The 18,467-nt window shown below is 29.1% G+C and carries 19 protein-coding genes; 5 read left to right on the plus strand and 14 right to left on the minus strand.

The window, feature by feature from the left end; genetic code table 11:
• Positions 1-165: 165 nt before the first annotated feature.
• The 5 genes from BN2087_RS00530 (at position 166) to BN2087_RS00550 (ending at position 6,066) form a co-directional block, all read left to right on the plus strand.
• The gene (locus tag BN2087_RS00530) at positions 166-3,024 is read left to right on the plus strand and encodes an insulinase family protein (RefSeq protein WP_049689951.1); all 2,859 of its coding nucleotides are present in this window, start codon (positions 166-168) and stop codon (positions 3,022-3,024) included.
• A gap of 112 nt (positions 3,025-3,136) precedes the next feature.
• Positions 3,137-4,255: a 5-bromo-4-chloroindolyl phosphate hydrolysis family protein gene (locus tag BN2087_RS00535; protein ID WP_049689952.1), complete on the plus strand. Its 1,119-nt coding sequence runs from the start codon at positions 3,137-3,139 to the stop codon at positions 4,253-4,255.
• Entirely contained in the window at positions 4,248-5,354 is a 1,107-nt protein-coding gene (locus tag BN2087_RS00540; protein WP_049689953.1) for a toxic anion resistance protein, read from the plus strand. The genes BN2087_RS00535 and BN2087_RS00540 overlap by 8 nt, the downstream gene beginning before the upstream one ends.
• 9 nt (positions 5,355-5,363) lie before the next feature.
• On the plus strand, positions 5,364-5,624 hold the full coding sequence (locus tag BN2087_RS00545) for a kinase to dihydroxyacetone kinase (RefSeq protein WP_049689954.1): 261 nt from the start codon (positions 5,364-5,366) through the stop codon (positions 5,622-5,624).
• A gap of 232 nt (positions 5,625-5,856) precedes the next feature.
• Positions 5,857-6,066 carry a TOBE domain-containing protein gene (locus BN2087_RS00550; RefSeq protein WP_019117063.1) on the plus strand — a complete coding sequence of 70 codons (210 nt, stop codon included), beginning with the start codon at positions 5,857-5,859 and terminating at the stop codon, positions 6,064-6,066.
• A 623-nt stretch (positions 6,067-6,689) separates the two neighbouring features.
• Here the strand turns inward: BN2087_RS00550 and BN2087_RS00555 are convergent.
• The 14 genes from BN2087_RS00555 to BN2087_RS00620 all read right to left on the minus strand — a co-directional run bounded on the left by BN2087_RS00555 (position 6,690) and on the right by BN2087_RS00620 (position 18,418).
• A complete protein-coding gene (locus BN2087_RS00555; protein WP_049689955.1) occupies positions 6,690-7,640 on the minus strand; it encodes a magnesium transporter CorA family protein in 951 nt (316 codons plus the stop codon).
• A gap of 188 nt (positions 7,641-7,828) precedes the next feature.
• Positions 7,829-8,461: an ABC-2 transporter permease gene (locus tag BN2087_RS00560; RefSeq protein ID WP_049689956.1), complete on the minus strand. Its 633-nt coding sequence runs from the start codon at positions 8,459-8,461 to the stop codon at positions 7,829-7,831.
• Complete coding sequence (locus BN2087_RS00565) at positions 8,442-9,308, minus strand: ABC transporter ATP-binding protein (protein ID WP_049689957.1); 867 nt, start codon at positions 9,306-9,308, stop codon at positions 8,442-8,444. The genes BN2087_RS00560 and BN2087_RS00565 overlap by 20 nt, the downstream gene beginning before the upstream one ends.
• Entirely contained in the window at positions 9,301-9,678 is a 378-nt protein-coding gene (locus BN2087_RS00570) for a GntR family transcriptional regulator (RefSeq protein WP_049689958.1), read from the minus strand. Before BN2087_RS00570 ends, BN2087_RS00565 begins: the two co-directional genes overlap by 8 nt.
• 134 nt (positions 9,679-9,812) lie before the next feature.
• Positions 9,813-10,283, minus strand: coding sequence for a ferritin-like domain-containing protein (locus BN2087_RS00575; protein ID WP_049689959.1), 471 nt, complete (start codon positions 10,281-10,283; stop codon positions 9,813-9,815).
• Positions 10,284-10,292: 9 nt separating this feature from the next.
• Entirely contained in the window at positions 10,293-11,318 is a 1,026-nt protein-coding gene (gene asrC / locus BN2087_RS00580; RefSeq protein WP_049689960.1) for a sulfite reductase subunit C, read from the minus strand.
• A gap of 9 nt (positions 11,319-11,327) precedes the next feature.
• A complete protein-coding gene (gene asrB / locus BN2087_RS00585) occupies positions 11,328-12,161 on the minus strand; it encodes an anaerobic sulfite reductase subunit AsrB (RefSeq protein ID WP_049689961.1) in 834 nt (277 codons plus the stop codon).
• A complete protein-coding gene (asrA, locus tag BN2087_RS00590) occupies positions 12,161-13,201 on the minus strand; it encodes an anaerobic sulfite reductase subunit AsrA (protein ID WP_049689962.1) in 1,041 nt (346 codons plus the stop codon). Before asrA ends, asrB begins: the two co-directional genes overlap by 1 nt.
• A gap of 425 nt (positions 13,202-13,626) precedes the next feature.
• A complete protein-coding gene (locus BN2087_RS00595; RefSeq protein WP_049689963.1) occupies positions 13,627-14,094 on the minus strand; it encodes an SH3 domain-containing protein in 468 nt (155 codons plus the stop codon).
• Positions 14,095-14,103: 9 nt separating this feature from the next.
• Complete coding sequence (locus BN2087_RS00600; RefSeq protein WP_049689964.1) at positions 14,104-14,709, minus strand: AAA family ATPase; 606 nt, start codon at positions 14,707-14,709, stop codon at positions 14,104-14,106.
• The gene (locus BN2087_RS00605) at positions 14,702-15,592 is read right to left on the minus strand and encodes a YveK family protein (RefSeq protein WP_049689965.1); all 891 of its coding nucleotides are present in this window, start codon (positions 15,590-15,592) and stop codon (positions 14,702-14,704) included. Before BN2087_RS00605 ends, BN2087_RS00600 begins: the two co-directional genes overlap by 8 nt.
• Positions 15,593-15,936: 344 nt before the next feature.
• Positions 15,937-16,821 (minus strand): undecaprenyl-diphosphate phosphatase, encoded by an 885-nt coding sequence (locus tag BN2087_RS00610; RefSeq protein WP_049689966.1) that lies wholly within the window; start codon positions 16,819-16,821, stop codon positions 15,937-15,939.
• A complete protein-coding gene (locus BN2087_RS00615; RefSeq protein WP_049689967.1) occupies positions 16,818-17,627 on the minus strand; it encodes a tRNA 2-thiocytidine biosynthesis TtcA family protein in 810 nt (269 codons plus the stop codon). The genes BN2087_RS00610 and BN2087_RS00615 overlap by 4 nt, the downstream gene beginning before the upstream one ends.
• Positions 17,627-18,418, minus strand: coding sequence for an MBL fold metallo-hydrolase (locus tag BN2087_RS00620; protein WP_049689968.1), 792 nt, complete (start codon positions 18,416-18,418; stop codon positions 17,627-17,629). The genes BN2087_RS00615 and BN2087_RS00620 overlap by 1 nt, the downstream gene beginning before the upstream one ends.
• Between the last annotated feature and the right edge of the window lie 49 nt (positions 18,419-18,467).

An 18,467-nucleotide genomic window follows, 5' to 3' on the forward strand; every position in this document is an offset into this window, starting at 1 on the left:
TACTTCCCTCCTTAAATTAAATTGATTTATTTTATAAACCTAATCTAATTCTACACTATTTTTCTAAATTTATTAAATATTTTTTTAAATCATTTTTTCTATTAATGAGATAAAATTTTTTTAAGAGTATAGTTGTAGTAATAAAGATAATGAAAGGATTTATTAATGGAAAAATATATTTTAATTAAAAATAAAAAATATGAAAATCTTGGTCTTGATGTTTTTTTGTATGAACACAAAAAATCTGGAGCAAGAATTAATTATATAAAAACTGATGACAAAAACAAAACTTTTGCAATTGCTTTTAAAACTCCACCAGAATCTTCCAAGGGAATTTCCCATATTTTGGAACATTCTGTTTTAAATGGTTCAAAAAAATATAGGACCAAAGAACCTTTTATGGATATGATCTCTTCAAGTCTTCAAACTTTTTTAAATGCCATGACCTATCCTGATAAAACTGTTTATCCTGTTGCAAGTGAAAATGACAAGGACTTTTTCAACCTTCAAGATGTTTACTTGGATGCAGTTTTTAATCCAAGAGTTTTAAATAAGGAAGAAATTTTCTTACAAGAGGGAAAATCCATAAAAATTGATGAAAATGGAGAATTTTCTGTATCGGGAGTTGTCTACAATGAAATGAAGGGAGCTATTACAAATCCTGACACCATAATTATAAATGAAATAAATAAATATCTTTATAAAAACTCCTGCTACCAATATGTTTCAGGTGGAAATCCTTATGATATTTCAAAATTAACCTACGAGGAATTTTTGGATTTTTATAAAAGATTTTATCACCCATCAAACGCAGAAATTTTTTATTATGGAGATATGGATATTGGGAAATATTTAAAAAATCTTGATGAAGAATACTTATCCCATTATGAGAAAAAAGAAATTGTAGCTGATTGTAGAGTTAGTGAAAATTATTATGAAAAGCCAATTTTTACATCTTTTCAATCAAATAATGAAGATAAAAACAAATCCTACCTTACCTACTCATTTTTAACTAACGAAAGAGCAGATATAAAAGATCAACTTGCAAATGCAATCTTATCAATTGCCCTTTTTAATTCAGATTCTTCTGAAATTTCCCAAAGAATTTACAAGGAAATTTCCCCTGAAAGTTTTTATGCAAGGACGGGCTATGGTCAAAGATCTTCAATTCAAATTACAGCCCAAGGAACTTCTTTTGAAAATTTGGATAAATTCATTGAAATAATTGAAGAAGAGCTTGAAAATTATGCCAACCATATTCCAAAAGATTCCCTAAGAGCTGCCCACGCCCTTTTTGATTTTTCCCAAAGAGATCAAATAAATTCAGCCTCAAAGGGAATTGAATATATACTCATGCATAATTTGGACAATGAAATTTTTGATAGCCTAAATTTGATTGACTATATAAACGAATTGGGTGATTTGATTGAAACTGATTATTTTGAAAAACAAGTTAGGAAATATTTTATTAAGAACAAGACTAAATTAGTTCTTGTAGCAAAGCCTGATAAGGATTATTTCAAAAATATTGAAGAAAAAATCGACCAGGATTTGGAATATTTGAAAAAATCCCTATCAGATGAAGAAGTTGATACATTAAAGAAAAAGGAAGAAAAATTAAAAGCCTTCCAAGAAAAAGAAGATTCGAAAGAAGAGAAGGCTAGTATTCCAACTCTTGAAATTAGCGATGTAGACCTTGATATCGAAAAAGTTCCAAGAAAAATCGAGGATGATAATTTCAAATTTATCTACCACGACCTTGACAGTGCTGGTATGATTTACAATGAATTTTTCTTTGACGTAAATCACATGGGCCTTGAAAATCTCAAATATCTTTGCCTGATTTCAGATTTTTTGGGATCAATTGATACAAAAGATCATTCCTACCAAAAATTGGATGATTTAATCCCAATAAATATGGCAGGACTTAATTTCACTGTTCAAAATATAAAAAACAAGGATGGGGAAATAAATAATTATTTAAAAATTTCCTTTAAAACTACTATTGATAGGTACGAAAAATCCCTACTTCTTATAAAAGAGATTATGAATGAATCTGTTTTTGATGATGAAAAAAGAATTAAGGATATTTTAAAACAAATTAAGGCCTTGTTTGAAATGAACATGTATGATTCCGGTCACAGCCTTGCCCTAACCCGTTCTTTTTCACATTTTGATAAACTTTCATACATCAAAGATGAGCTAAATGGCTTTAGATATTTTGAATTTATAAAGAAAATTTCCAAAAATGTAGAGGAAGATTTCAATAGTTTCAAGGAGAAATTAGAAGATTTGTATGGACAAATTTTTTCAAAAAATCTTTATATAAATATTACAGGTTCAAATGAAGATTATAAAAAAGCTAAGGCTTATATAAAAAAAGAATTTTCAAACCTTGAGAAAACAGAAAAAGAAAAAGCTCAAATTGATTTTCAAAAGTCTTATTACAAAGAAGGAATTTTATCTGATGCAAATGTAAATTATGTGTCTGTGGGAGGAGATTTAAAAGAATTTTCTGATAAAAAATTAAATCTTTTGGCCCTTTCTTCATCAATTATTTCAAATCCCTACCTTCACGATTTAATTCGTGCAAAAGGCGGAGCCTACGGGGCAGGTCTTATGGTTGATAAGTATGGAAATATTGGGACCTATTCTTACAGAGACCCTCACATAAAAAACACTGTTGAAAATTATAAAAAAATCCCTGAGATTTTGGAAAATTTAAATCTTTATCCAAATGATTTGAAAAACCAAAAAATTTCAAAAATGGGTTCATATTTAAAGCCTCAATCTCTTCAAGCCAAGACTTCTTTGGATTTTTTAAGATATTTGCAAGGATTTTCTTATAAAGAGCTTGAAGAAAAACTTCTTGATATAAAAAATGCTAGCTTAGATGATATAAGAAATTTGAAAGATGATTACAAAAATATTTTGGACAAAAACAATCTTACAGTTTTTGGAAATAGAGAAAAAATAAGGGAAAATGAAAATTATTTTGATAAAATTATAGATTTAGATTCTTAAATATCCTAATTTTATTTTTAATTTATTTAATTTTTAAATATTTTTATTAAGTAAATGTTAAATATAATTTAAGTTTACAAGCTTTCGGGTATAATTTTATTAAGGAGTGAGTATGACAAATTTTGATAAAGAAAATGAAAAATCTTTGGAAAATAGCCTAAATAAAGCTATTTCTGACATGGATTTTTCTGATATAAGTGAAAAATTAAAAAATAGTTTGGATAATTTTATTGATAAGACTATGGCCTTTGTAAATTATAGGCCGAATAATAAGCCTGTCCTTCAAACCAAAAATCCCCAAGTTTGTGCCCAAAATTTACCAGAAAAATCTAAGGCTGGCTTTTTGAAAGCTGGAGCTATTTTTTCCTTCATTGTAACTTTTGCAAGCGGCCTTTCCTTTATTGACGGTGATCCTGATATGTTATCAAATTTAATTGTGGCTGTAGTTTTTGGAGTTTTAGGAGTTTATTCTTGGAAAAGGGCAAAAGAAATTAATTCAATTTCAAAAGATTACACTAGATTTTTAAGAGAGCTTGGCCATAATACTGTAATTGCCATAAGAGATTTGGCATCATCAGTTCAAAAAACTGAAAAAGATACAATAAAAGAGCTAATGTATATGATGAATAAGGGATATTTTAAGCAAGCAAGAATTGTAGAAAATGATTCATTATTTTTACTTGATATTCCAACTTTCAAATTATACAAAGACCAAAAAAATCAAATGCCAAATTTGTCCTATGAAGAAAATAAACAAATAGAAAAAGATGCCCACAAGGATGTAAACATTGAAAAGGCAGAAAATATAATAAAGATTTCAAGCAAGGAAATAAATTCTATAAATCTTGATATTTCAAGGATAAAATCTAGGTCTTTTCTTGAAAAAGTAATAGAGATTAAAAAAACAATTGAAAATATTGTAAATATCATAAAAAGATATCCGGAAAAAGCCTATGCTTTGGACAAATTTATGGATTATTATTTGCCAACAACCGTAAAATTAATCGACGCCTACACAGAATATGAAGTTATGGAATCAAACGATCCAAAAATTAAAAATTCTCTTTTAGAAATTGAATCTTCCATAGAAACAATCAACGAGGCTTTTGGAAAAATCCAATTGGAACTTATGGAAGATAAGACAATGGATATAAAAACTGATATAGAAACGATGAAAATTTTATTAAACCAAGAAGGCTATCTAGAAAAAGATTGGAGCAAAAATGAGTGATATTAAATTAAGATTAGACGGAGAAAATGAAGAAGTAGAATTAAAATCCGTCCAATACAAGGAAAAAATTCAAATTGATCAGTCAATTAAATTTTCTCCAGAAGAAGAAAAGCAAATCGACGATTTCTCACAAAAAATTGACCTTGAAGATTCAAATATAATTCTTCAATACGGAGTTGGAGCCCAAAAAAAGATTTCAAATTTCTCAGAAAAAACTTTGAATACAGTAAAAAATAAGGACCTTGGAGAAGTTGGGGGTCTTTTGGATAAGGTTGTTACAGAAATAAAAACAATGGACCAAGACGATAGCGGCATGTTTGGATTTTTCAAAAAGCAAAAATCAAAGCTTGAAACTATGAAATTAAAATACCAATCAACTGAAAAAAATATAGACGAAATTGCCAAAGCCTTGGACAACCATCAAATAACCCTATTAAAAGATATTTCCTTGCTTGATCAAATGTATGAATTAAACGAGGATTATTACAAGGAACTTTCTATGTATATAGAAGCTGGAAATAGAAAACTCAAAAGAACTTTTGAAGAAGACATACCAGCTCTTGAAAATACAGCAAGAATTTCAAACCTCCCAATGGATGCCCAAAAAGCAAATGATATGAAGGCCCAAGCCAACAGGTTTGAGAAAAAATTGCACGATTTAGATTTAACCAGAATGGTTTCAATGCAAATGGCCCCACAAATTAGGATGGTTCAATCATCAAACTCAATTATGGCAGAAAAAATCCAAACAACAATTGTAAATACAATTCCACTTTGGAAAAATCAAATGGTCCTAGCTCTTGGCATGAGCCACACCGAACAAGCAATCCGTGCCCAAGAAGCCGTAACAAATCTTACAAATGATTTGTTAAAATCAAACGCCGACAAATTAAAACAAAATACAATCGACACAGCAAGGGCAACCGAACGTGGTATAATAGACCTTGATACAATAAAATACACAAACGATAGACTAATCGAGGCGATTGATGAAGTAAGGACAATCCAAATCGAAGGAAAGAAAAACAGAGAAGATGCCAAAAATGAACTTGGCCGTCTTGAAGAAGAATTAAAAAGAAATTTATTGAAAAATAGTTAGGAGAAAAAAATGGCAGAAAAAATAGAATTTAAATTTGACACCCAGCTTTTAATAGCAGGAGAAGATTTAGACGAAGACGAAATTTTCGATCACATAACAGAAAATTTTGAAGGAGATAGCCTACTTGCAGTGGGAGATGAAGATTTAATAAAAATCCACTTTCACACAAATAAACCTTGGGAAATATTAGAATACGCTCAATCAATCGGAGATATTTTTGATGTAGTTGTTGAAAATATGCAAAGACAAGCAGACGGGCTACAAGGATAAAAATAAAAAGCAAAAATTTTAAACTCACCATAAATTTGTACCTAATACCAGAGTTAAAAATAAATAACTCTGGTATTTTTTTCTTTCCTATCCCTAGGAATCGAATTTTTTATTCTAATTTTTCTTTCTAAATATTAGACCTTTTTTAAATTTGGTCCATAAAATTTAAAAAAGTTTTATATTAGAAATTTAGGGTATAATAACTTGGAAAATAAAGATTAAGGAGGAAATTATGAAAATTTCAGCTAGAAATACAATTAAAGGAAAAGTTGTAGAAGTTGTTGAAGGTGCAGTTAATGGAATTGTTAAAATCGATATCGGAAACGGAACCATAATAACATCATCAATTACAAACAACGCTATAAAAGAACTTGGCCTTGAAAAAGGCAAAGAGGCTTATGCAGTAATTAAAGCAAGCAACGTTATGGTAGCTGTTGACTAATAATTATATATAAGAAAAAGAGGTCTATAATAAAAAGACCCATAAAGTTATAATAATACCAGAGTTAGAAATAAATTAGCTCTGGTATTTATTTTTCCCATGAGATCTCTCCACTCACTTCGCTCGGTCGAGATGGGTTTTTGGTTGATTTATTTTATGTCTAAAGTTTAGATTTTAATGATTGGTTGATAATTCTATTTAGTTTTTTTATCTTTAAATTTAACCTATTCCATGATATCTCTCCACTCGCTTCGCTCAATCGAGATGGATTTTTGCTTTATTTGATTTTGGCTAAAGTTTAAATGTTTAATCCTGCCAGTTAATAATTTAGTCCAAACTAAATTAATTTGAAATAATCTATTAAAATAAAAATATTAACTTATCTATAACCAAACAAATTTTATTATAAATATAATTAAAATCTATTCTTTAGAAATTAACGTAAATAAAAATCTAACCCATCTCGAGCGCAGTCGAGAGATCTCTTTTATTTGCTTTATCTTTAAATTCCTATCCATCCCCGAAATCTCTAGACTCATTTCATTCGCTCGAGATGGGTTGCTATTTAGTTTTTTTATCGATAAAATTTAGATATTAAAAATACACGAATCTTAGCTTTCTTTTCACCTATCAAATCTTCTAAATAATAAATATCCTAAAATTACACTAATCAAAGAAATTCCAATAACATACATGTAGCCAAAATCCCATTTTAATTCTGGCATATTTTCAAAATTCATTCCGTACCAGCCTGTTATTATTGTAATTGGTGTGAAAATTGTTGTTACTACCGTCAAAACCTTCATTGTATTATTCATGGAAAGGTCCATTTTTGATGTGTAGGAATCTTTTACATTTGTAATGTATCCGCTTAGGTAGGAAATATTTGAAGAATATCTTTCAACTCTAAACAAAACTGATTTTAGGTGTTTTATATCATCATCATCGAAAATTTCATTTTCATTTTCCATTAAAACTTCCAAGGTATCGAGAAGCCTCTCGTAGGATGCATACAAATTTAGGGCCTTGTGCCTGTTATCAGAAATTATTTCTATGCTATCTCTGGTTCTTTTATTTTTTATTATCGCATCTTCCACAGCTGCTGTTGAATTTTTAATTTGATCAAAAATCCTTGTGTGGTTATTTACCAAGGCTGTAATGAAATATTTCAAAAGTCTTCCTGGAGATCTTGCTGAAAATTTCTTTGTTAGCATTTTCCTAAAAGCCTCAGTCGTCGATTGGTCTCTGTCGTACAAATCAACAATTATAAGCCTATTATTTTCTATATAAAATCCTATAAGATCTGAAGTTTCAAGATTTCCCATTATATCAAGCAATTCTAAAATTGCAAAGGTATAATTATCTTCAACAGCCATATAAGATTTTTTTGCAGTTTCTGACAAAAGCAAGTCAATTATTGCATCGTCCAAATCATATGTCTTTGCAAATTCAATAAAACTCGCCTTGCCCAAATACATCAAATAAAAATCATCATCTTCTATAACATCATAAAAACTAGAAATATCGGTTTGCTCAAAACCCATATCCGTGTCAAATTTATAAATATAATCCATTTTTTCTCCTTAAAATTAGGGAAATTTCTTTTACATTATGACTATATGTATTATTGACGGAATTTCAATGCTTTTAATTCTATCTCTTGATAAGCTGATATAAAATTTAAAAGTAATAAAATAAGAATTCTCGGACAATTTTTAAAATAGTCTAAAGGATTCTTATTTTTATTTATTTAATAAAATCCTTAAAGTTCTTTATTTTCAAAAATTTTAATTGAAGAAAAAACTGAAAGTGCATGTATTATTATTGTTAAAATAAAGATTAATAAGGCTAGAAGAGTTTTGTTCATAGTCAAGCCCTTATTTATATATTCCAAAAGCCATTCTTTGTTTGATGAAACAGTTGAGAAAAATGCAAATACTATAAAGTATAAGATTACAAAAACAAGTCTCGCTTTTTCTGCCCCAAATTTATACATCAAGGGAAGTTCAACAACTCCAACTATGCTTGTTATAAAAAATAGGGCTGATAAAATCAAAATTAAAGGAATTTCTTTTGTAAGTGGATTTTTATCAAATCCAACTACAAAGGATAGACCTATTGCAAAAAGTGACATAAATAAAATTATCATATACCTTGAAATAACTATTTTTTTCCTAGAAATCCCACTTGAAATCAAATATTTATTTGTAGAATATTGGTTATCCATTCCAAAGACCATTCCCAAAAGTATTACTGGAACTAGGATAAAAAATAAGGGAATTAAAACCAATTGATTTTCTTTGTAAAAATAAATCCCCAAGCCAACTATTATTACAAATTGTAAAAGCAAAGCATTTTTTATCGAAATCAAATCTTTATATATCAAGGCTTTCATTGTATTTCTCCTTTATCATATAGACCATAATTTCCTCTATACTAACATTTTCCACTTCAAGATTTTGAGGAATTAATTCTTTTTTAACCAAACATTCTTTCCCAAATTTATGATCTCTAACTGCGATTATGGAATTTTTATCAAGACTTTCAAATTCTTCTTTTGAAAGAGAAACTAGACCATAATCTTCCTTTAATTTATCCTTATTTTCCATAAAAATTAGCTTTCCCCTATGTAAAAAGGCAATTTCATCCGCAATTTTTTCCAAATCTGACAAAATATGAGACGAAATCATAATGCTCTTGTTTTCATCTTGGATAAATTCTAAAAGTATATCCAAAATATCATCCCTTGCCACAGGATCAAGTCCGCTTGTCGCCTCATCCAAAATCAAAAGCTCTGCCTTATGACTTAAAGCCAAAATCAAAGACAATTTCATCTTCATTCCCCTTGAAAAAGTAGAAATTTTCTTTTTTTCTGGAAGATTAAATCTTTTTAAAAGCCTTTCAAAAGTTTCTTTTTCCCAATAATTTCCATAATACATGGAGTGAAATTTTTCTACTTCTTTAATATTAAGCTCTTGGGGAAAGAAAAAATCCTCAAAAACAAAGGCAATTTTTTTCTTTTCATCCTCAGTCAAATCTTCAATTTTTTTGCCAAAAATATAAATTTCACCGGAATCCTTTTTCATATCACCCAAAATCAATTTGATCGTAGTAGATTTTCCAGCTCCATTTTCTCCAATATATCCTACAATAGATCCTCTCTTGATATTTAAATCCAAAGGTCCAAGATAAAAATCATTCAAAGATTTGCTAAGGCTTTTTATTTTTAATATATCATTCATCTTCTTCCTCCAATATATCTATAAGAGAAATAATTTCTTTTTTTGAAATTCCTGCAAGTTTAGATAATTTGATGATTTCTTTTATATGGTCTTCAATTTTTATTAAAAATTTTTCCCTGATTAATTCCGGATTTTGATCTTTTACAAAATTTCCTTTTCCAGGAACAGAATTAATAAGTCCATCTTTTTCAAGTTCATCATAAGCCCTTTTCGTTGTAGCTACACTGACTCTAAGCTCTTTTGCCAAAAGTCTAATAGAAGGAAGGGCTTTGTCTTTTTCTATCTCATCATTTAAAATTGCATCTCTTATTTGATTTTTTATTTGTAAATATATGGGATCTTTACTCGAGTATTTGATCTTAATATCCATTTATTCCTCCTACTGTTCATAGTGTACATTAACAGTTAAAAACTGTCAAGCTTTTTATTTCTTTATAAATAAAAAACACCCATTTCGGGCGAATATTTTAAAAATTTTATTCTTTCGAAATGGGTCTTATTTTATTATTTTATAAAATCATTGTACCATTGGTGAATTAATTTGATGTGGCCTCTTTCTTCTACCTCAACTCTATCGATTAATTCTGGTTCAAAATCTGGAACTATTGTTCTTACTTCTTTAATAAAAAGAATCGTATCTTTTTCAATTCCTATAGAAAATCTATAGATATCTATTGGATCATCTCCAACATTTGATGAATCAAAATTAAATATTTGATCTATCATTGATTGGATGTAAGCCTTGTACTCATCATCGTATTCCTTATCAATTTCTTGATTCTTGTCTATTTTTTCAGACAAACTTTTGTAAAGTGCTTCGTGGTGAGTTTCTTGTTCTGCTAAAAATTCAAAAAATTCCTTATTTTTTTTATCATCTGAGAATTTTTTTGCCATTTCTTGGTAAAATTTTTGACCATTTTGTTCTAATTTTACTAGGGTTTCTAGTAAATCTTTTGGTTGAAATTGTGATCTCATATAAGCTCCTTATTTTGCAGTTTTGTGATCTTCTACTTTCATTACATTTATTGAAGATCTATATTCTTTTTCTGTCCAATTTATTCTGTCAGCTATTAAGCATTCTGGATTTAAGTCGACATCTTTTAACATCATTTTTTTGAAAGTTGGAAAACCTACTCTGTCTATTAAATGTCCACCGTGCATGTAAACTGGTTTGTTATCTAAAACATAGGCTGAGAAATCTTTCCAATTTTTCATCATTTGAATTACTGTATCTTCATCCATCCATCTTGCGAACATTTGACCCATTCTTGGATATTGCTTTCCAGTTCTTCCACCAATTATTACATTCCACATTTGTCTATCTGGTCTTCTCCATGCAGAATTTGGGCATCTTGTTACACATTCTCCACAACCAACACAACAACATGGATCTTTATCAACTTTTCCTTGATCGTTTAGTGATAAAACTCTTGTTGCAACAGCCTTACACCTATCAACGCAAGCTCCACATCCTATACAACGATCTATATCATAGATTGGTTTTGTTACTCCAATAAATCCAAAGTCTGTAAAATGTGCTTTTACACAGTCATTTGGACATCCTGTTACTGCGATTTTTATTTGGTAAGGTGATTCATAAATTATTTTTTCTAATTTATCTGCAAGCCTTTGAGTATTTTGGGCAGCCTTTATACAATGTCTTCCTCCAATGCATGCCATAATATTTCTTGGTCCTATGTATGGATATCCTTGGTCATTGTATACAATTTCTACATCACGACTGCCTTCGATTTCTTCTATATATGGTCTTATAATTTCATTTACTTTTGGTATATCTTCGTATTTTATTCCTGTAATGTTGAAAGTTTGTCTTGTACCAAAATGAAAATTTCCGTCTCCATATTTTTGACAAATCATTTGTACCATTTCTAACCATTTTGCATCTACCAAAGCTCCAGGAGATCTTAATTGTAGTAAAAATTCTCCAGGAATTTTGGATTGACGATAACAATTATTTCTAACTTTTGCTACATCTATATCTAATGTCATATTATCTCCTTAATCTAGTAAGTCTTTTGCAATTGTGTATGGGAAAACTGGTCCATCAAGACATACATAAGTTTCATTTATCCTACAATGTCCACATTTCCCAACTGCACAAGACATTTTTCTTTCGAAACTTGTCCAAATCTTATCTTCTGTAACGCCTTCTTTTATCAAGGCAAGTGATGTAAATTTCATCATAATTGGAGGACCTACCATAACAACCGCATAATTATCTTCAAAAGATTTTATAGGTAAATCTGGTATAAAGGCTGTAACCATTCCTTTTTTAAACCCTTCTTTTTCTTCATTGTCCAATGAATAAACAGTGCTGATTTTTTCTTGATTTTTCCAATCATCCAAATTTTCTTTAAATAAAACAGAATCATGATTTTTAAAACCTAGAATCAAATGTAAATTTTCAAATTCATTTGGATTTTCTTTTATGTGTTCTATCAATCCTTTTACAGGGCTTACTCCTGTTCCCCCTGCAACTACTACCACATTTTTTCCTTTTAATTTTTCAATTGGCCATCCGTTTCCATAAGGTCCTCTTAGAAAAATACTATCTCCAGGAGTTGATTCAAAAAGTTTTGATGTAACTTCTCCAACATTTCTAATTGTCATTTCAACAAAACCTTCTCCCATTCCTGAAACAGAAATTGGAGCTTCCCCTATCTTTGCAAGTGAGACTTGCAAAAATTGTCCAGGTTTAACTTCTTTGTCAAAAGCAACTTTGAAAGTCCATTCAGTTTTTGTGTGTTTTTTGATATCCAAAATTTCATAAGATTTTGGTAAAACATAATTTAAATAATCATTATTTGATCTTTTTATTTCATTTTTTTCCATTATTTTACCTCACTTCTAATTTTCTCAAGTTCCTTATTAACCTTATTAATTGTTTCTGGATAAGAAATTAATTGTGGACAATGAGCTGAACATCTACCACATCCTACACACATTGGACCATCTTCAAATCTTTTGTTGTGAGCATAAATTTTGTGCATTATTTTATACCTATATCTTTCCTTGATTTGATTTCTAAAATGTCCTCCGCCTGCAACAAGATCAAAATCTTTTGTCATGCAAGATGCATTTGTTCTTCTTCTTTCACCAACACGTCTGTTAAGAGTGTAGGTAATATCTTTTGTTGTAAAACAGGTACAAGTTGAACAAGAAGTTGTACAAGATCCACATCCTATACATCTTGAATTATATTCTTTCCAAATATCTGAGTTTGCAATTTTATTTGCTTCTTCATTATCTTTTATTTCTGGGAAATTTACCTTTAATTTATTTTCTTCTGGGAATAATAAATCAAATTCTTCATTTGAAAATTTTGATAGATCTAAATCATCTTCTGTTTTTACTTTTATAGATCCATCATCATTAAATCTAAAGGCATAAGTAAAATCTTCGGTTTTATTTGCACCACATGATACGCAAAAACAATTTCTATCAAGGTCTTCTTGACATTCCAAAAGAGCATAGTGAACTTTATTTTTTCTTCTTAAATAAAACATATCTTCGAAAGGTCCGTTTTTCACAAACATATCGTCCAAATATTTTATAGCATTTATGTCACAAGCTCTTGCAAAAACCAAAACTTCTTTTTTGTATGGATTTTTAGTTTCTGTATAATCGTCTTCAGTAAAATAAAATAAGTTCTCAGTCATTGGAAGGAGAGCTTCCTTGGCTGAATATGTAGATTTTTCTTTGTACTCAAGCTCATCAAAACTTTTTATGTTTTCATACATTATTGTATCCATATCACAATATCTTCCGCCTCTTGTGATTCTTTTTGGGGCAAAAATTGTGTATTTGGATTTTAGGATTTCAAATAAATCCTTGGCCTCATCCTTTTTTACCAGATAATCTTTATAAGCCATATCTCCTCCTGATTTTTTCGAATAATTTGATAAGCTTTATCAAATTTATTCACAATTTAAAAAAACTTGCAGCTTGGCTACAAATTTTTTTACTATAATATAAACTTCTTCTTATTTAATATATCATTAAATTTTAAAAAATTAAAGTATTTTCCTGATAAAATTTAATTTATAATTATTTATTTTTTTATATTTTTCAAATAAAAAAAAGCCTGGTTAAAACCAAGCTCAGAACGTAGACAAAGTCAGTTTAATAATTCATTAATGATTTAAAAATAAAATTACGCTAAAACCCATCTCGACTAAGTGAGTGAAACGAACGCATGGAGAGATCTCATGAGATTTCTCCGCTCGTTGCACTCGGTCGAAATGGAAAATTTTTTAGTATGTCAACAGTCTGAGCCTGGTTAAAACCAAGCTAATTTTTATTGAACATCTTCTAAAAGTTCTGTCAAAATATATCCTTCATATTCACCATAGCTTACTTTTGACCATTCTCCTACAATTTCTGATCTTTCGACTTGGGTTCCTGGTTGGATTGTTGCTACTATTTCTGAATCTGTATTCATTTCTCTTCTTATATTTGAAATATCTCCTACAGTAAATACTCCGTAGGCTTGTTGAGGATTTTCTTGTGTATTTTTATTTTCTGTTGTATTCTTATTTTCTTTATTTTCTTTTGTTTCTTTTTTGTTGTCTTCTTTTTTCTCAACAGTTTTTAGACTTGCGTTTGACGCGTTGTCATTTGATTTTTTTTCTTTAATATCTATTTTTGTTGAAACTGGGTTTGATTGTTTGTTATCTTCAGGATGTCTTTGAGAGATGTATTTTTCCTTTGAACAAGCTGTAAGACTAAGAGATAGGGCCAGTATTAATAAAATTTTCTTTTTCATTTTTTCTCCTTAATTATCTGTTGTTATAATTCCAGAAATTTTTGCATTTACATTTTCAAGCTTTCTTAGTGATGCATTTAATTTTTTCTTCCTAAAATCTTTTTTTCCTGCCAAAACTATTACTGAATCAGCAAGGCTTGGATAAAAATTTGCATCGTCGTATTTTTCATTAGAAGCTGTATCCAAAAATATAAAATCATATTTTTCTCTTAATGAATCAAAAATCGCCTTTATCCTATCATAGGCTAGGATATTTTGGCTATCATCTTTTTGACTTGGGGCAAGAATTAAATCAAGATTTTTTTGGAAATGGTCTTTTACTATAAAATTTTCATAAGGTTTTTCTTGGTCTAAAATATCATAAAATCCCCTATCAAAATCAATATCACACAAATCTCCCATCCTTGGATTTCTAAAGTCTGCCTCAATGATTATAACCTTGTAATTATCCTTTACCAATTTCCTTGCCAAATTTAGTATAAGTGAGGACTTATTTATTCTCTCGTTTGATGATACAAATTGAACTAGAGAATTTTTATGACTAATTCTTAAAAATTTATTTTTTAAGGATACAAAAGATCTTTCAATCTCTTCTTTTTTATTTTTATTAAACATTCAAATCACCATCGTCATATTTTGGCATATCTGCAATTATTGTATAGTCCTTATCATTTTCTTTATTTTGATATAGTCTAAAATCATCATCCAAATTTTGATCTTCTTCGATGCTGTCAACGTATTTGTAAGAATTATCGTAGTCAACTTCTTCTAAATCTTCTTGCTCAACAATGTTTTCTTCTTCTTTTACAGGTTCTAGATCTTCCATTTCAAAATCTTCATCTTCATAAAAACTTTGGTCAAAAGAATCATCCTCATAGTTTTCTTCTTCATTGTCGTCTTTAAAAACTACTTTTCTTATTTCTTTTTCTTCAACTATTTTCTCATCATCAATTTTTGAATTTCTAATAGTTAAAGCCAAAGATCCAAAAATCATATAAGTTAAAAATCCTGCAAGTCCAACTTTAAAAGAATCTTTGTCATTATTTTTCAAAAGACTTCCGTTTGGATAAGCGTGATCAATTACTATGGCATCAGCCTTATAAAGCTCATTTATAACTGAAACTGTAATTTCTGCATATTCATCAGCTATATCTTCAGCCCTAAGCTTTATAGAATCTTCTACATTAATATTTAAAATATGGGTGTTTGGAATTGCTTGAATTTGCATTTTTTTATCAAGCTCGCTTGCTTCCATATTAAGTTTTAAATTTTCTATAACTCTTTTTTTAATAGCATTTGAATTTACAGTTTCTGCATAGGTGTAGGCAGTTTTATCATCTTCTTTTATTTTTTCATTTGAAGTTGTAAGAATTTTAGCCTGAGCTGTGTATTTTTTTAAACCCAATTTGTCAGACAAAAAATAAAATCCTATTCCCAAAATTAATCCAAAAATCAAAGCTTTTGGCATTATGCTAAAAATTGTTTGTCTCTTTTTCATTATCTCCTCCGAAATTTTTATATCTTTTATTTATAACTTCTTAAAATCTCTTATTCTAATTTTACACTATAAGTAAGTTTTTTTAAAGTTTTAAGCATTTAAAAAGACGGAATAATCCGCCTTATAATACTAAAAATATACAAATCCTCATGCAAAGAATATCATACGGAAAAAATTGATTTGATTTCAAATTTAAAAATTCGTTAAAAATCGCACTGTTTGAGAGCGTAGCTCGAGTTTGCGATTTTAGAATTTTTAAATTTAGAAATCAACAATTTTTGTAGTCAGATATTCGTGCTTTAGGATTTGTATATAAAGTTTGGTCCATTCCGCCTTTAAAAAATTTATTTAATAATTAGAAAATATAAAAATACAATCACTGCAAGAACAATCCTATATTTTCCAAAAATTATAAAGTCATTTTTTTGTACGTAGGAAATAAATTTCTTGATTACTATATAAGCAACTATAAAACTTAAAATCATGCCTATAATAATTAAAATCCATTCATATCCTGAAAATCCTGATACATTTTTTACAACTTTTAAAAGAGTTGCTCCAAGCATGGTTGGAATTGCCAAAAAGAATGAAAATTCTGCACTGGCTGATCTTGATAGACCCAAAATCATTGCTCCAATTATTGTTGCAGCTGATCTTGAAGTTCCTGGAATCATGGCAAGAACTTGGAAACATCCAATAAAAAATGCAGTTTTGTAAGAAATTAGTGAAAGGTTATCGATTCTTTGTCTATTTTCATTTTTGTTTTTCTTTTCAAGTAAAATTATTCCAATACCCCAAACAAAAAGCATAAGGGCAACAACCATTGGATTAAATAAATAAGCATCAATAATATCATCAAGCAAAAATCCTAAAATTCCTGCAGGAATTACTCCAATAATTACTCTTTTCCAAAGCTCAATTGTTTCTTTGTGTGGGTGGGTTAATCTGTAATATATTTTTGATTGGCCATTTAAATTGGCATAATTTTTTGGGAAATACTTTTGAGTTTTTTCTAAATTCCAAGGATTTAACTTAGAAAAAAATAAAACAACTACTGAAAGTATTGCACCAAGTTGAATTATTACATTAAAGGCGTTGGCAAATTTTTCTGGTTCAAGTTTTACAAACTCATTAACCAAAATAAGGTGACCTGTTGATGAAACAGGCAAAAATTCTGTTACCCCTTCTACTATTGAAAGGATAAATACTTTTAACAAATCTAAAATCATTTTTCAAATTCCTCCATGAACGAATGTTCTTTTCCATTTATTTTATATCCCAAAACCATATCGCAATTTACATTTTCTGCTGATCTTAGGATTGATTTTTCTACATTTGGTATATCTTCTTTTAATTCTTCAATAAGATTTTTTATCTTTTTTCTTGTATAGGATTCACTTTTTTTTGTAACGGTGCAAGCACAATTTAAGGCATCTAAACCTACATAATCACGCCAAGCTATTACATCTTTTTCTTCAATAAAATACATGGGCCTAATAAGTTCCATATCATCAAAATTTTGCGCCATAAGTTTTGGCTTCATTGTTTTATAATTTCCAGCATACAAAACATTCATCAAAGTAGTCTCGATTGCATCGTTCATGTGATGACCCAAGGCGACTTTGTTACAACCAAGCTCTTTTGCCTTGGCGTACAAAAATCCTCTTCTCATTCTTGCACACATATAACAAGGATATTCTCCAGAAATTTTCTCGCTTATTTCAAAAACATTTGAATCAAAAATTTTTACAGGAATATTTAAATATGTTAAATTTTTCTCCAACAAATCTCTGTTTTCCTTATCATAGCCTGGATCCATGCAAATATATTCTACATCAAATTTTACATTTGAATGTTTGTGCAATTCTTCAACAAGTTTTGCTGTCAAAAGCGAATCTTTTCCACCAGAAATCGCACAAGCGACCTTATCGCCTTCATTTATTAATTCATATTTTTTTACAGCTTTTACAAATTTTGACCAAAGCTCTTTCCTATATTTTTTTATAATTGATCTTTCAATTTCTACTAATTCCATCACAACTCCACTATGCTTGAAGGTTCATTTCTTTTAGCAACTTCTAATTTTATATCTCTACTTGTATCTAGTCCACAGGATTTTAGGTAATTATCTACAGTTATTTTGCAAAGTTCTTCTGAATTATTTGTCTCAGACAAGTGTGCAAGAAAAATTTTTTCATTTTTCCCTTGAAGGGCATCTGCCAAAGATTTTGCCGATTGGTCATTTGATAAGTGTCCCATCTTCCCCATAATCCTAACTTTCATAGGATAAGTGTAGGGTCCACGTTTTAAAGCATCAAGGTCGTGGTTTGCCTCAAAATAATAAACATCCGATCCCTTAATCTCATTTAAAATTCTCTCATCAATTATTCCCGTATCAGTCAAAACCGTAATTTTTTTATTATCCAAATACAAAATAAAACCAACCGGCTCTTTTGCATCGTGGTGAATTGATATGGGAAAAATATCAAAAGAATTAAAATTTAAAAAAGAATTTGACCTAAAAATTTTAATATTTTCTTCCTTCAATTTCCCAGCACTTTTAATAAAAGAAAGCCAGGTTCCCTTGTTAGCATAAATTGGAATATCATATCTTCTGCTCATGACAGAAGCTCCCTTTACATGATCAACATGCTCATGAGTTAGAAAAATCGCATCCAAATCTTTTGGATTTTCGCCAATTTGAGATAAAAGATTTTCAATTTTTCGTCCCGAAAAACCACAATCAATCAAAATTTTAGATCCCTTGTGTTCAACAAAAACAGAATTTCCCGAAGATCCTGAAGCTAGAGAGCAAAATTTACTCATAATACTTCCTATCTTTTTTCAAATTTTATTTTAACATAAAAATATGTAA

The sequence above is a fragment of the Anaerococcus jeddahensis genome, from assembly GCF_001182725.1.
Lineage (GTDB): Bacteria > Bacillota > Clostridia > Tissierellales > Peptoniphilaceae > Anaerococcus > Anaerococcus jeddahensis.

What these genes read in the sequence shown, in the direction of transcription:
- BN2087_RS00560 (WP_049689956.1), bottom strand. Translation starts at nt 8,461, where the DNA reads ATGAAAGCCTTGATATATAAAGATTTGATTTCGATAAAAAATGCTTTG.
- BN2087_RS00540 (WP_049689953.1), top strand. Translation starts at nt 4,248, where the DNA reads ATGAGTGATATTAAATTAAGATTAGACGGAGAAAATGAAGAAGTAGAA.
- asrB (WP_049689961.1), bottom strand. Translation starts at nt 12,161, where the DNA reads ATGGAAAAAAATGAAATAAAAAGATCAAATAATGATTATTTAAATTAT.
- BN2087_RS00600 (WP_049689964.1), bottom strand. Translation starts at nt 14,709, where the DNA reads ATGTTTAATAAAAATAAAAAAGAAGAGATTGAAAGATCTTTTGTATCC.
- BN2087_RS00565 (WP_049689957.1), bottom strand. Translation starts at nt 9,308, where the DNA reads ATGAATGATATATTAAAAATAAAAAGCCTTAGCAAATCTTTGAATGAT.
- BN2087_RS00545 (WP_049689954.1), top strand. Translation starts at nt 5,364, where the DNA reads ATGGCAGAAAAAATAGAATTTAAATTTGACACCCAGCTTTTAATAGCA.
- BN2087_RS00530 (WP_049689951.1), top strand. Translation starts at nt 166, where the DNA reads ATGGAAAAATATATTTTAATTAAAAATAAAAAATATGAAAATCTTGGT.
- BN2087_RS00620 (WP_049689968.1), bottom strand. Translation starts at nt 18,418, where the DNA reads ATGAGTAAATTTTGCTCTCTAGCTTCAGGATCTTCGGGAAATTCTGTT.
- BN2087_RS00595 (WP_049689963.1), bottom strand. Translation starts at nt 14,094, where the DNA reads ATGAAAAAGAAAATTTTATTAATACTGGCCCTATCTCTTAGTCTTACA.
- BN2087_RS00610 (WP_049689966.1), bottom strand. Translation starts at nt 16,821, where the DNA reads ATGATTTTAGATTTGTTAAAAGTATTTATCCTTTCAATAGTAGAAGGG.
- BN2087_RS00555 (WP_049689955.1), bottom strand. Translation starts at nt 7,640, where the DNA reads ATGGATTATATTTATAAATTTGACACGGATATGGGTTTTGAGCAAACC.
- BN2087_RS00570 (WP_049689958.1), bottom strand. Translation starts at nt 9,678, where the DNA reads ATGGATATTAAGATCAAATACTCGAGTAAAGATCCCATATATTTACAA.
- BN2087_RS00535 (WP_049689952.1), top strand. Translation starts at nt 3,137, where the DNA reads ATGACAAATTTTGATAAAGAAAATGAAAAATCTTTGGAAAATAGCCTA.
- BN2087_RS00615 (WP_049689967.1), bottom strand. Translation starts at nt 17,627, where the DNA reads ATGGAATTAGTAGAAATTGAAAGATCAATTATAAAAAAATATAGGAAA.
- BN2087_RS00550 (WP_019117063.1), top strand. Translation starts at nt 5,857, where the DNA reads ATGAAAATTTCAGCTAGAAATACAATTAAAGGAAAAGTTGTAGAAGTT.
- asrA (WP_049689962.1), bottom strand. Translation starts at nt 13,201, where the DNA reads ATGGCTTATAAAGATTATCTGGTAAAAAAGGATGAGGCCAAGGATTTA.
- BN2087_RS00575 (WP_049689959.1), bottom strand. Translation starts at nt 10,283, where the DNA reads ATGAGATCACAATTTCAACCAAAAGATTTACTAGAAACCCTAGTAAAA.
- BN2087_RS00605 (WP_049689965.1), bottom strand. Translation starts at nt 15,592, where the DNA reads ATGAAAAAGAGACAAACAATTTTTAGCATAATGCCAAAAGCTTTGATT.
- asrC (WP_049689960.1), bottom strand. Translation starts at nt 11,318, where the DNA reads ATGACATTAGATATAGATGTAGCAAAAGTTAGAAATAATTGTTATCGT.